Raw genomic sequence first — 13,078 nt, forward strand, 5'->3', positions numbered from 1 at the left:
GTCACCACGGAAGGAGTCATCGTGCCCGAGAATCCCGACACTCACGTCTACCGCACCTACGACAAGGTTGTGGACGAAGGAAAAGCTGCTCACGAACGCACTCAGCTGGGTGCCGCACCGGAAGACTGGTGGCCCGCGCGTCTTGACCTGCGTCCGCTGAAGCCGCCCTCGGGGAGCCCGTTGGACGAGGACTTCGACTACGCAACAGAGTTCGCGTCGCTCGACCTCGATGCGCTGGCGCGCGACGTGGACGAAGTGCTGACGACGCCGCAGGAGTGGTGGCCCGCCGACTTCGGCCACTACGGCCCTCTCATGCTGCGGATGGCCTGGCACTCGGCAGGCACCTACCGCACTCGGGACGGTCGCGGCGGCGCTGGAGCCGGCCTGCAGAGGTTCGCTCCGCTGAACAGTTGGCCCGACAACCGCAACCTCGACAAAGCACGCCGCCTCTTGTGGCCGGTGAAGCAGAAGTACGGCCGCAAGGTCTCCTGGGCCGATCTGATGATCTTCGCCGGCAACCGCGCACTGGAGTCGATGGGGTTCAAGACTTTCGGTTTCGGTGGGGGCCGCGAGGACGCGTGGGAGGCGGACGAGACGTACTGGGGCCCGGAATTCAAGTGGCTTGCGGACGAACGACACAGCGGGATGCGGGAACTCGAGGAGCCCCTTGCCGCAAGCGACATGGGCCTGATCTACGTCGACCCGCAGGGGCCGGCGACCAACCCGGACCCGGTGCTCTCGGGCCGTGACATCCACCAGACGTTCGACCGGATGGGCCTTACCGACGAAGAGACCGTGGCGCTGATCGCCGGTGGGCACACCTTCGGCAAGACACACGGGACCGCCGATCCGGGGACCTGCCTCGGGCCGGAGCCGGAGGCGGCTCCGCTGGAGGCGCAGGGATTGGGCTGGGCCTGCTCCCATGGAGCCGGGAACGGCCCGGATCTGTGCGTCAGCGGGTTGGAAGGGATGTGGACTCGCACACCGATCACCTGGGACCACACCTTCCTGGAGACGCTCTACGAGTACAAGTGGGACGTCGAACTCAGCCCGGCGGGTCAGTGGCAGTGGATCCCGAGCGATGGGCAGGGCGAGGACACCGTGCCGGATCCGTTCGACCCGGACAAGAAGCACCATCCGGTGATGCTGACGACAGACCTGGCGCTGCAGGAGGACCGGGCCTACGATGCGATCTCGCGGCGATTCCTCGCGAATCCGGAGCAGTTCGAGGACGCGTTCGCGCGGGCCTGGTTCAAGTTGACGCACATCGACATGGGCCCGATCGAGCGCTACCTCGGCCCGCAGGTGCCGACCGAGCGACTGATCTGGCAGGACCCGGTCCCCGAGGTCGATCACCCGCTGGTGGACGCCGCCGACATCGCTGCCCTGAAGGCCGAGGTACTGGACTCGGGGCTCACGGCGTCGCAACTGATCCGTACGGCGTGGGCCTCGGCCTCGAGTTTCCGCAAGAGCGACAAGCGCGGAGGCGCGAACGGCGCGCGAATCCAGCTGGAGCCGCAGCGCAGTTGGGACGTCAACGAGCCCGAGATGCTGGGCATGGTGCTGGGCACCCTGGGACAGCTACGGGACTCCTTCAATGCACGCCAGGACGGCGGCAAACAGATCTCGCTCGCCGACCTGATCGTGCTCGGCGGGGGAGCCGCGGTCGAACACGCCGCCGAGGCGGCGGGTCATCCCGTCGACGTGCCGTTCCGGCCGGGACGCACCGACACCACGCAGGAGTGGACCGACCCCGAGTGGTTCGCGCCGTTGGAGCCGGAGGCGGACGGATTCCGCAACTATCTCGCGAAGGGCAACCGGTTGCCGCCGGAGCACCTACTGATCGATCGGGCGAGTCAACTCACGCTGACTGCGCCGGAGATGACCGTGCTGCTCGGCGGGCTGCGCGTGCTCGGCATCAACCATGGCGAGTCTCCCCTCGGGATGTTCACTGCGACTCCGGGAGTGTTGACCAACGACTTCTTCCTGAACCTGCTCGACATGAACACTGAGTGGGTGCCGTTGGCGGAGGACGACGCTCCGACTCAGACCTACGAGGGCCGCAGCCGGACCACCGGCGCAGTCAAGTGGGTCGCAGGGCCGGTCGACCTGGTCTTCGGAGCCAACTCCGAGCTGAGAGCGCTCGCGGAGGTCTACGGCAGTCGGGACGCAGCGGAGAAGTTCGTCCGCGACTTCGTCTCCGCGTGGGACAAAGTCATGAATCTCGACCGGTTCGACCGGCAGGTCTGACGTGCTCGACCGGCGGGTCGGATCCGCGGTGCGGGCGAGAATGTGACTCAGATCTCACGGTGAGCGGCGCCCGGCGGCGGTTGAGCGGGCAACTCCCACGGTCCGGTGGTCAGGTCTGGCCCCCGTGCGGTGACAACGCATACGGTGCACGACACTGCAGATCGGCCGAAGCGCTCACAGGAGCGAATCGCCTTGCTGGCTCAGGGGATCACGAGCGTGATACCCCGGCGGTGAGGGAGCCGGGAGGCTCAGCACAGCGGCCCGACAGGCCGGGCGAAGCCACAACTTCACCAGCTGCGAGGTTGCAGCCCCAGCCTGGTCAACCGACTGAGCCGGTCTGCGTCCCTACACCCAATTGGAGGACTTCAATGTCCGAAGCACTCATCGAAACCACAGCCACGCCTGAGGCGGCCCCGGCCGCAGCCAGTTCCGTGGGCGACCCATTCCCGCTCGGGCTGATCTCGTTCGGGATCTCGTCGGTCGTGCTGGCCAGCGTCATGTCCGGCATGTTCGACGCCACCGGTATGTCGGCGGTGCTCCCGGTGGCCATCGCACTCGGCTTCTTCACCGAGCTGATCGCGGGCCTGCTGCACTTCGCCCGAGGCGAGACCTTTCCCGGGCTGGTATTCACCATCTTCGCTGGATTCTGGGGCAGCTACGCGCTGCTGGTCCAGTTCTACTCGCCGGATGTCGTCAAAGCCGGCGGCGATCCCACCAACGTGACAGGGATATACCTACTCGCCTGGGGAGTGATGACCGCCTACCTGGTGATAGCGGCACTGCGCACCAACCTGACGACGATCGTGATCCTAGGCCTACTGGCCCTGGTGTTCCTGATCGCATCGTGGGGCACGTTCGCAGGTAGCACCGGTATCGGCCACACCGCCGGCTATGTCCTCCTGATCACCGCCATCGTGGCGTTGTATGCGTCCGCGGCGATGATCGTCAACCACACCTGGGAACGGACCGTGTTGCCGATTCCCTGACACGTACATGTCGCGGCCCACTCGCCGCTCACCCGAGACCCTCTGTTCGCTTCTGCGAGCAGGGGGTCTTCGGGTGAGCGGCACCACCACGCGGGTGCGCGCCGGGGTCATCCGCTGTGCCGCAACGCACCTCCAGGCAGCAAATATGTGACCCACGTCTCAGCCAAGCGGTGGCATATGAGTGGTGAACGGCAGGTTGCGCCGACCCGGCGGTGGGCTCTGTTCCACGGGGTTGCAGCGTCCTACCGTTTTGTCATTGCCGGGTCGGATCAATCGATTCGAGAGACCGACTGATCCGAGGAAACAACGGCGTGATGCACGACAGACGCCCGCGGGTGGGTTGCTGCAGAGCCACCGCTCACGAGCGTCATGAAACGGCGAAGCCGCTTCAATCCTGAAAGTTCAAGTAATCCCCATGAGGAGGTGACGTCCTATGCCCATGAAGACTCAAGACCGATCAGAACTCCTGAGCAAGCTCGGCCTGGACGGACAGAACAAGGCAACAATCGGGCGAGTGCTCAGCACCGGCTCGATCGGTGAGGCCACCGAGCGTCCCGACGGCACGATGGAAGCAACCATCCGGATCGGCGAGGACGAGATGTCCTGGGAGCCGTCCATCCTGGTTCTGCCGCACGGTGGTACCTGCGAGCTGACGATCATCAACGATGACACGAACACCCACGCCTGCCTCTTGCCGAGCAACGGTGACAAGAAGTTCATCGGCCTGCTCAACGGCTCCAAGGGCACGGCGACGATCGAACTCGACGGGCCGGGCTACTACTGGTACGGGTCCCCCGCAGGCAACGACGAGGGCCGCGGGTTGACCGCTGCCATCGTCGTGTCCGGCGAGGTGCCGCCAGAGGCCAAGCTCGACCGACCCGCCCAGTCGCGGCCGTAGAAAGGAAGCACAATGACCACCATTCCAGAAGCGCCCGAGAGCACCAGCCCGAAGGGCGAGTACATCGACGCCGGCAAGGCGATCAACCACAGCCAGCTCAGCAGCTTGAAGCACAGCGCGCCGAACGTGACCAAAGGTATCGACTACGAGCGGATCCTCAAGGCACGCACGGCGGAGCCGCAGAACTGGATCACTTACTACGGTGCCTACGACGGCCAGCGGCACAGCCTGCTGGACCAGATCAACACGGACAACGTCAAGAAGCTGAAGGTCGCCTGGATCCATCAGGCCAGCTCCACCGGCCTGATCGCCTCCACCTCGACCTATGCGTTCGAGGCATGCCCCCTGGTCGTTGACGGCATCATGTTCGTCACCGGCTGGGACGGCTTCCTCTGGGCGCTCGACGCGACGACGGGAGAGCAGCTCTGGCGCTACAAGCACGCAGTGCCGTTCGACATCACGTTGTGCTGTGCCAACGTCAACCGCGGTTGCGCGGTGGCGAACGGCAAGGTCTACATGGTGACCCAGAACGCCCAGTTGCTGTGCCTGAATGCCACCAACGGCGAGAAGATCTGGCACAAGGCCATTGGTGACGTCCGCGCTGGTGAGAGCGCCTCGCTCGCACCGCTGGTCATCAAGGACACCCTCATCACCGGCTCCGCCGGTGGCGAGTATGGCGTCCGCGGTCACATCGACTGCTGGGACCTGGAGACCGGCGACCACAAGTGGCGGACCTACACGGTCCCGAAGCCCGGAGAGCCGGGCTCGGAGACCTGGCCCGCCGACGGTGAGGCCTGGGCACGCGGCGGCGGCAACCACTGGGTCACGGGTACCTATGACCCGGAGTTGAACCTCTACTTCGCGGGCACCGGCAACCCGGGACCGGACTTCGACGGCGAGGTGCGCGAGGGCGACAACCTCTACACCGACAGCGTCGTGGCGCTCGACGTGGACTCCGGTGAGATCAAGTGGCACTACCAGTTCACCCCGCACGACCTGTGGGACTACGACTCCACCATGGAGATGACGCTGTTCGAGCGGGACGGCAAGAAGTTGCTGGCCCACTTCGACAAGAACGGGTACATGTTCGTGCTCGACCGGACCAACGGCGAGTTGCAGCACGTCACTCCGTTCGTGGACCGCATCGACTGGGGCGTCATCACCCGTGATGGCAAGGTGACCCCGCGGAAGTACCCGGAGAAGGAGGGCGAGCCCGTCCACTTCTTCCCCGGACCGGCCGGTGCGAAGGAATGGACGCACGCTGCGTACAACCCGAACCACGACCTGTTCTATGTGCCGGTCGCCGACGTGGGTGCCACTGCCACTCGTCGCCGTCGAGAGTTCAAGGAGGGTATGCCGTACTGGGGTGCCGCCGTCGAGGTCGACATCGACAACATGGCCGGATCCGTCAGCGCGTTCGACTCCCACGGTGAGGAGAAGTGGCGCTACCGGATGGACATGCCGATGGCAGCGTCGATCCTGTCCACCGCAGGCAACCTGGTCTTCGCGGGCAAGCCCACCGGTGAGTTCATGGCGTTCCACGCCGAGACCGGCGAGAAGCTCTGGGAGTTCCAGTGCGGTAGCGGTCACCACAGCAGTCCGATGACCTACACGGTGGACGGCAAGCAGTACATCGCCGTGCCTGTCGGCTGGGGTGGCTGGCTCGAGGGCATCATCCCGGGCATGTCCGCCCAGGGTCACGGTGCCTCGCTGATCGCCTTCGAGCTGTCGGACTGACACCTACTACCAACCGAATCAGAACAGAAAGAGAGAGGAAACACCATGGAGCGACAGACTGAGACCAGGACCATGTGGGAGGCCCCCGCGATCACGGAGATCCGCGTCTCCGCTGAGGTCACGGCCTACGTGGCCACCTCGGACAAGTAAGTCTCAATACAGCTGCTGTGCACCGGGTCGCTTCGCGGCCCGGTGCCCAGCTCGTGTCTCCCTGGAAGGAAGGAAACGATGACCGAGGTACTGACGCCTGATGAATTCGAGGCCGGACTGCGCGAGCACGCCAAGCGCTACCACTCCGAGCATCCCTTCCACCAGCGGATGAATGACGGCGAATCCACGCAGGACGAGATTCGTGGGTGGATCGCCAACCGCTTCTACTACCAGGTCAACATCCCGCGCAAGGACGGCGCGATCCTGAGCAATTGCCCGGACCGCGAGGTACGCCGGCGTTGGGTCCAGCGCGTCATCGATCACGACGGGACTGCCGAGGGCAACGGCGGGATCGAGTCGTGGCTTCGGCTCGGGGAGGGCGCCAGCCTGACCCGCCCGGAGATGGAGGACCAGCGACACATCCAGCCAGGTGTCCGTTTCGCGGTCGACGCGTACGTCACCTTCACCCGGACCAAGCCATGGGTCGAGTCCGTCGCCTCATCGTTGACCGAACTGTTCGCGCCCGACCTGATGGCAAACCGCCTCGCAGCCTTCGAGCGGTACTACACCTGGATCGATCCGGCGGCGCTGGCGTATTTCCGATCCCGACTCACGCAGGCACCACGGGACTCCGAGCACGGCCTGGAGATCGTCCGGAAACACTGCGTGACCGCCGAGACTCAAGCAGCCGCGTTCGCGGCCCTGTCCTTCAAGTGCGACGTGCTGTGGAGCATGCTCGATGCGATCGACCAGGCCTATGGCAATCGTTGAGCCGATGATCGTCCCGCGGATCGCCCCCCACGTCCGGATGAGGTATGACGCCGCGCGCGGCCAGCACGTGCTGCTCTCACCGGAGCGGATCGTGGTCGTCAACGAGACGGCGACGGCGGTGTTGGAGTTGTGCGACGGAACGCGCTCCGTCGAAGAGATCGTTACCGAGCTGCGCGCGCGGTACGACGAGGTGTCCGAGGACGATGTACGGCACCTGCTGGATGAACTGAAGGCCAAGCACTGTGTGGAGGTCACTGATGGATAGCCCTTATGGGTTGCTCGCCGAACTCACTTACGCCTGCCCGTTGCAGTGTGCCTACTGCTCGAATCCGTTGGCGCTGGACGAGTACCGCGAGGAGCTGACGACGCAGGAGTGGCAGCGCGTCATCACCGAGGCCGCAGAACTCGGTGTCTTGCAGCTGCACCTGTCCGGTGGTGAGCCGTTGCAGCGTCGCGACATCGTCGAGCTGGTGCAGACGGCGAGCGACCTGGGCCTCTACACAAATCTGATCACCAGCGCCATCGGCCTGTCCGAACGCCGGGCCGAGCAGCTGCGGGAGGCTGGACTCGACCACGTCCAGATCAGCATTCAGGCCGACCAGCAGAACCTGTCCGACCAGATCGCCGGCGTCCGCTCCTTCGAACGCAAGCGCGAGGCAGCTAACCTCGTGCGTCGGCTCGGCTGGCCGATCACCTTGAACGTCGTGCTGCACCAGCAGAACCTCGACCACATCGCCGGCATCCTGGAGATGGCGGAGGACATGGGCGCCGACCGGATCGAGCTCGCGAACACGCAGTACTACGGCTGGGCGGGCCTCAACCGGAGCGGGCTGATGCCGAGCCGGGAGCAGTTGCGCCACGCGGAGGAGGTCGTCCGAGAGGCTCGAGAGCGGGTCGGGGACCGGATGGAGATCATCTACGTCATACCGGATTACTACAGCCGCTATCCCAAGCCCTGCATGGACGGGTGGGCCAGCCGACAATTCACCGTCACACCGAACGGTGATGCCCTGCCGTGCCCGGCCGCGCAATCGCTGCCGCTGCCGAAGGCCAACGTCCGCGAGCACTCGGTTGCCTGGATCTGGCAGGACTCCCCGCTCTTCAACGAATACCGCGGCACGGACTGGATGCCGGAGCCGTGCCAGAGCTGCGACCGGAAGGAGCTCGATTTCGGCGGCTGCCGTTGCCAGGCGTTCGCACTCACCGGCGATGCCAGTCGCACCGACCCGGTCTGTCACCTGTCACCGGACCACGGGCTGGTCGAGACGGTCGTGGCGGAAGCGAACGACCCGGCGCGACCGAGCGGCGCAACGTTGACTCCTCGCCCTCACCCGCGCCGGCTGCAGCCGCGCACGGTGACGGTGCCGCTGACGACAGCGGAGACATCTGCACCGACTTCCCTCTGAAAGGAGCACCGTGTTCGCCCTGATTGCGCTCGGCTTCGGCCTGGGCATGGACAACTTTCGAACCTCGGTTGTGCTCGGCGGGCTGAAGCCGAACCTTCGGGAGTCGGCGAAGACCTCGTTGATCTTCGCGATGTGGGACGGGATCGCGCCCCTGATCGGCATGTTGATCGGCGCATATCTGAGCACCCAGATCTCCGAGACAGCGGACACCATCGCGGCGGTCGGCCTCGCGCTCTACGGCTTCTTCATCATCGTCAAGGCGTGTCGCGAATCGGAGTGTGCCGACCCGGACCTGAAGACGGCGCGTCGGTGGCTGCCGATCCCGCTCAGCATCGACAACGTGGTCGGTGGCGCGGCGATCGGGCTCGCCGGCTACTCGCCCTGGGTCGCGCCCTTCGTCTTCGCGTTCACGACCTTCGTGCTGTCGCTCGCCGGTCACCAGGTGGGCCGGGCGGTCGCCAACTTCGTACCGGGGCTGCGCACGGATCTGCTGTCCGGGCTCGCGTTCGTGTTGATGGCTGGGATGGTTGTGGTCGGGATCGGTGACTTCTGATGACCGACCGGCTTGATCGTGCCCGGGCCGAGCCCACCGTGACTGACGAAAGGTTGGAGCCATGAACGATTCCGTCGACCAAGGACCGGGCGTTGCTGCCCTGCGCCCGCCGTGCCCGCGCTGCGGGCAGCCCTACAACGCAGAAGACGCCGCGCGGCACACGGAGCCGGTGGACTGCGGAGGATGCCATCAGTGCAAGGGCATGCCGGCCTGCTTCGCGTGCGGGTTCATGTACTGCGCCTGCGACACGCACGAGCACGGATGAGGTAGGGGGACGGACAGCGCGGTTTCCCGCATCGCGGCCGGGGGTAACCCTTCTTCATGACGAGTTGAAGGAGGGCGGCGACGTGGCGGATTCGTCGGGGCACGAGCGGGTCCGGCGTCGATCCGGCGATGGGGAGCATCGACTTCCACCAGCGGCTGCGGTGGTGGTCGCGGCAGTGACGTACGGGTTCTTGCCGGAGTCGTTGCTGGTGGCGCCCCGGTTCGCCATACCGGGCGTGGAAGTTGTGCTGTTGATCGCGTTGGTGGTCACCAACCCGGTGCGTATGACCCGGGAGTCCCGGTGGTCACGCGGCGTATCCATGGCGCTGGCGGCCCTGGTCATCGCAACCAATCTCGTCGCGTTGGGCATGCTGATCCGCGCGCTTGTCGCAGCGAAGACTCCCGGAGGGCCGTTGCTGGTCGCGGCGATGCAGGTGTGGTTGACCAATGTGATCGGGTTCGCGCTGTTGTTCTGGGAATTGGACCGCGGCGGGCCGGTGTCGCGTCGGAGTCGGGACCGGGATGAACTGCCGGCGGCCGACTGGCGCTTCTCCCAGGACGAAAACGATGACGCCGTCGTCGAGGTGGCGATCACCGCGAGTGGCCGCTCCGGCTGGATTCCGACCTTCGTCGATTACCTGTACCTGTCGTTGACGAATTCGAGTGCGTTCAGTCCGACCGACACGATGCCGCTCGCCAGTCGCGCCAAGGTGCTGATGGGTGTCGAGGCGACCGCAGCCCTGCTGACTTCGCTGCTGGTCATCGCCCGCGCGGTCGGGTCGCTCGGTGGGGGCTGACCGGCGCACTGGGTCCCTGGTGCGGCGCCGGCACGGTTGAGGACGACCATCTGCGGGTACGGCACTCGCAGCAGCCCGCTGACAGCGAGCGGCGATCGTCGACAGATGGGATGACAGGGCGTGGCCACGTGGAACGTGCCCGATGTGCAGCTTCCTCCGCATGTCCTGCGCGAATATGCCCTGCTGGCGGACGGCGAGCGTGGGGCGGTGATCGGTCCACACGGAGACGTGGTGTGGATGTGCGCCCCGCAGTGGCACGACGATGCCGTCTTCTCCGCGTTGATCGGCGGCCCTGGGGTCTACTCCGTGACGCCGACGGACCCCAACATGGTGTGGGGCGGCAGCTACGAGCCACGGTCGCTGATCTGGCACAGCCGATGGGTGACGACCGATGCCATCATTGAATGCCGGGAAGCGTTGGCACACCCCGGCGATCCTGGCTGCGCCGTGCTGTTGCGGCAGGTTCGTGCCGTGAGCGGCCACGCCCGGGTGCGACTTGCTCTCGACGTGCGGGCCGGTTTCGGCAAGGAACCAATGTGCGACGTCCGGCTGGATCACGATGTGTGGGAAGGGCATTCGGGGGATCAACGGTTCCGCTGGAGCGGGGCCTCGCTGGCCGCGGTGCGCGACGGCAGTCTCATCCAGGAGATCGAACTCGAGCCGGGCCAGCGCCACGATCTGGTGTTGGAGATCGGCGCAGACCTGGCCGACCATCCGGTGCGGGCGCAGGCTGCGTGGGTGGCAACCGAGCATGCCTGGGCAAAAGACGTGTCGGAAATGAGCACCAGTCTGGCGCCACGGGATGCGGAGTTGTCGTATGCCGTGCTCCGTGGCATGACCAGTTCGTCCGGAGCGATGGTCGCGGCCGCCACAACAGGACTGCCGGAACGCGCGGATGCCGGGCGCAACTACGACTACCGCTACGCGTGGATCCGCGACCAGTGTTATGCCGGACAGGCGGTCGGTTCGGTCGGGCCCCTGCCGTTGCTGGACTCGGCTGTGCAGTTCGTCTCCGAGCGTGTCCTCGCCGACGGTGACAAGCTGCGACCTGCCTACCGGATCGACGGGTTGAACCTGCCGGAGGAGCACGACCTGGACCTGCCCGGCTATCCGGGCGGCGTCGCCAAGACCGGCAACTGGGTCAATGACCAATACCAGCTGGATGCCTGTGGCGAGGCGCTGCTACTGCTGGCCAGCGCTGCACGACACGACCACCTGGACGTGCAGCACTGGGACGCCGTACAGGCATTGGTGACCGCGATCGAGCACACCTGGACCGAGCCGGACAACGGCATCTGGGAGCTGGATCCCAAGCACTGGGCGCACTCCCGGCTGATGTGCGCGTCCGGGCTGCGACGGATCGCCCGCTACGCCCCCCGGCAGGAGGCGGCGGGCTGGGTCGGGCTGGCCGACACGATTGTGGCCAGCGCGGCGTCAGACTGCGTCACCGCCGGCGGCCGGTGGAAACGGGCTCCGGACGACGACCGCGTCGACGCCGCCTTGCTGCTGCCTGCGATCCGAGGCGGCGTGCCCCCCGACGACCCGCGCAGCGTCGCGACATACAACGCGGTGCAGGCGGACCTCAGCCAGGACGGCTACGTCTACCGCTTCCGCCAGGACGCCGGGCCGTTGCAGGAGGCCGAAGGCTCGTTCCTGCTGTGTGGCCAGCTGATGGCGCTGGCTGCTCAGCAGCAGGGCGACGCGCTGGCGGCCGTGCGCTGGTTCGAGCGCAGCCGTTCCGCCTGCGGCTCGCCCGGCCTCTTCACCGAGGAGTTCGACGTCGAACAGCGGCAGTTGCGCGGCAACTTTCCACAGGCGTTCGTGCACGCACTCACCCTCGAAACAGCACACGCACTGACGCGACCCGCAGGAGGCACCTCATGACCAAGAAACAGCAACGCCCGCAGACCGTGGTCGTCACCGGTGCGAGCGCAGGGATCGGCCGGGCTGCCGCGATCGCCTTCGGGGCGCGCGGGGACCGGGTAGCACTACTGGCTCGCGGAGACGCCGGCCTGCAGGGCGCGGCACAGGAAGTCCGAGGCGCCGGCGGTCAGGCGATGACGGTGTCCACCGACGTGGCCGAACACGACCAGATCGAGCGGGCAGCGGTGCAGGTCGAGGCGCAGTTCGGCGAGATCGACGTTTGGGTCAACGTCGCGTTCACCTCGGTCTTCGCACCGGTCTGGGAGATCGAGCCGGCGGAGTTCGAGCGGGTCACCAAGGTCACCTACCTCGGGTTCGTCTACGGCACGATGACCGCACTGCGCAGGTTCCGGCCACGGGATCGCGGCACCATCGTGCAGGTCGGCTCCGCGCTGGCCTATCGCGGCATACCGCTGCAATCGGCATACTGCGGCGGCAAGCACGCCATCCAGGGCTTCAACGAGGCACTGCGTTGCGAGTTGCTGCACGAGAAGTCCAGCGTGCACACGACGATGGTGCAGATGCCGGGCACCAACACCCCGCAGTTCACCTGGGTGCGTTCCCGGCTGCCCGACGACGCGCAACCGGTGCCGCCGATCTATCAGCCCGAGATCCCCGGTCGTGCCGTCGTGTATGCCGCCGAGCATCCACGCCGTCGCGAATACTGGGTCGGCGGCAGCACCGTCGGGACGCTGCTGGCCAACGCAGTAGTCCCCGGCATTCTCGACCGCTATCTCGGGCGCACCGGTTTCTCCTCACAGCAGACCGACCAGCGGCGCGAGCCTGATCAGCCGGACAACCTCTTCAGTCCGGCCGACCAGGACCGCGACTACGGCACCCACGGCCCGTTCGATGAGCAGGCAACGGACACCTGCTACCAATTGACCGCCTCGCACAACCACGTCGGACTTGCCGTCGCTGCGGCCGCTGCCGGCGCCGGGATGGTCGGCCTGACAGTGACCCTACGGCGGCGGTTGCGCTGATGCGTGCCGAAGTCGCCCTGACCGGCGCGAGAGCAGCATGCGGTCTCACACTGGCGTGCCGGCAGTCCCTGCTCGACCGGCTGCAGGGCGGGCGGATGCTGCTCCAAGCCGGCGCCGAAACCTGGGCGCGCGGCGCATCGGGCCTGGCCCGGTCGGACACCGCCACGGGCTACACCGCCGCGGCAGCGATCGATGCGCTGCACGGAGTCTCCATGCTGGCGATCGCCATCTGGCCCAGCCATCGTCGCCAGGCGTCGGCATCCGCGGCTGTCGCGTTCCTCTTCGCGGTCGGCGACCTGCTGGTGCGTCGCACCGACCGGCCGCACCGGCTGACCACCGTTTTGCTGATGGAGGTATGAA

Annotated in this window: 13 protein-coding genes; all 13 read left to right on the plus strand. The window is 66.4% G+C overall.

What is annotated here, in order from left to right; genetic code table 11:
* Window positions 1–21: 21 nt before the first annotated feature.
* The 13 genes from katG (at window position 22) to IEX71_RS13620 (ending at window position 13,077) form a co-directional block, all read left to right on the plus strand.
* On the plus strand, window positions 22–2,250 hold the full coding sequence (gene katG / locus IEX71_RS13560) for a catalase/peroxidase HPI (protein WP_188837572.1): 2,229 nt from the start codon (window positions 22–24) through the stop codon (window positions 2,248–2,250).
* A 368-nt stretch (window positions 2,251–2,618) separates the two neighbouring features.
* Window positions 2,619–3,236: an acetate uptake transporter gene (locus tag IEX71_RS13565; RefSeq protein ID WP_188837573.1), complete on the plus strand. Its 618-nt coding sequence runs from the start codon at window positions 2,619–2,621 to the stop codon at window positions 3,234–3,236.
* A 439-nt stretch (window positions 3,237–3,675) separates the two neighbouring features.
* Window positions 3,676–4,134 (plus strand): MSMEG_3727 family PQQ-associated protein, encoded by a 459-nt coding sequence (locus IEX71_RS13570; protein ID WP_188837574.1) that lies wholly within the window; start codon window positions 3,676–3,678, stop codon window positions 4,132–4,134.
* Between the two features lie 12 nt (window positions 4,135–4,146).
* The gene (locus IEX71_RS13575) at window positions 4,147–5,871 is read left to right on the plus strand and encodes a PQQ-dependent dehydrogenase, methanol/ethanol family (protein ID WP_188837575.1); all 1,725 of its coding nucleotides are present in this window, start codon (window positions 4,147–4,149) and stop codon (window positions 5,869–5,871) included.
* Between the two features lie 45 nt (window positions 5,872–5,916).
* On the plus strand, window positions 5,917–6,021 hold the full coding sequence (pqqA, locus tag IEX71_RS13580) for a pyrroloquinoline quinone precursor peptide PqqA (protein WP_188837576.1): 105 nt from the start codon (window positions 5,917–5,919) through the stop codon (window positions 6,019–6,021).
* Between the two features lie 78 nt (window positions 6,022–6,099).
* Window positions 6,100–6,792, plus strand: a complete 693-nt coding sequence (gene pqqC / locus IEX71_RS13585) for a pyrroloquinoline-quinone synthase PqqC (RefSeq protein ID WP_188837577.1) — start codon at window positions 6,100–6,102, stop codon at window positions 6,790–6,792.
* On the plus strand, window positions 6,779–7,057 hold the full coding sequence (gene pqqD / locus IEX71_RS13590) for a pyrroloquinoline quinone biosynthesis peptide chaperone PqqD (protein ID WP_188837578.1): 279 nt from the start codon (window positions 6,779–6,781) through the stop codon (window positions 7,055–7,057). Before pqqC ends, pqqD begins: the two co-directional genes overlap by 14 nt.
* Window positions 7,050–8,198 carry a pyrroloquinoline quinone biosynthesis protein PqqE gene (gene pqqE, locus IEX71_RS13595; RefSeq protein ID WP_188837579.1) on the plus strand — a complete coding sequence of 383 codons (1,149 nt, stop codon included), beginning with the start codon at window positions 7,050–7,052 and terminating at the stop codon, window positions 8,196–8,198. The genes pqqD and pqqE overlap by 8 nt, the downstream gene beginning before the upstream one ends.
* Window positions 8,199–8,208: 10 nt before the next feature.
* Window positions 8,209–8,751, plus strand: coding sequence for a manganese efflux pump MntP (locus IEX71_RS13600; RefSeq protein ID WP_188837580.1), 543 nt, complete (start codon window positions 8,209–8,211; stop codon window positions 8,749–8,751).
* 347 nt (window positions 8,752–9,098) lie between these two features.
* Window positions 9,099–9,812 (plus strand): hypothetical protein, encoded by a 714-nt coding sequence (locus IEX71_RS13605; protein ID WP_188837581.1) that lies wholly within the window; start codon window positions 9,099–9,101, stop codon window positions 9,810–9,812.
* Between the two features lie 120 nt (window positions 9,813–9,932).
* On the plus strand, window positions 9,933–11,696 hold the full coding sequence (locus IEX71_RS13610) for a glycoside hydrolase family 15 protein (RefSeq protein WP_229749719.1): 1,764 nt from the start codon (window positions 9,933–9,935) through the stop codon (window positions 11,694–11,696).
* Window positions 11,693–12,718, plus strand: coding sequence for an SDR family oxidoreductase (locus tag IEX71_RS13615; protein ID WP_188837582.1), 1,026 nt, complete (start codon window positions 11,693–11,695; stop codon window positions 12,716–12,718). Before IEX71_RS13610 ends, IEX71_RS13615 begins: the two co-directional genes overlap by 4 nt.
* Window positions 12,718–13,077, plus strand: a complete 360-nt coding sequence (locus IEX71_RS13620; RefSeq protein ID WP_188837583.1) for a hypothetical protein — start codon at window positions 12,718–12,720, stop codon at window positions 13,075–13,077. Before IEX71_RS13615 ends, IEX71_RS13620 begins: the two co-directional genes overlap by 1 nt.
* The last annotated feature ends 1 nt before the right edge of the window (window position 13,078 follow it).

It is taken from the genome of Flexivirga endophytica (assembly GCF_014640635.1).
Taxonomy (GTDB): domain Bacteria; phylum Actinomycetota; class Actinomycetes; order Actinomycetales; family Dermatophilaceae; genus Flexivirga; species Flexivirga endophytica.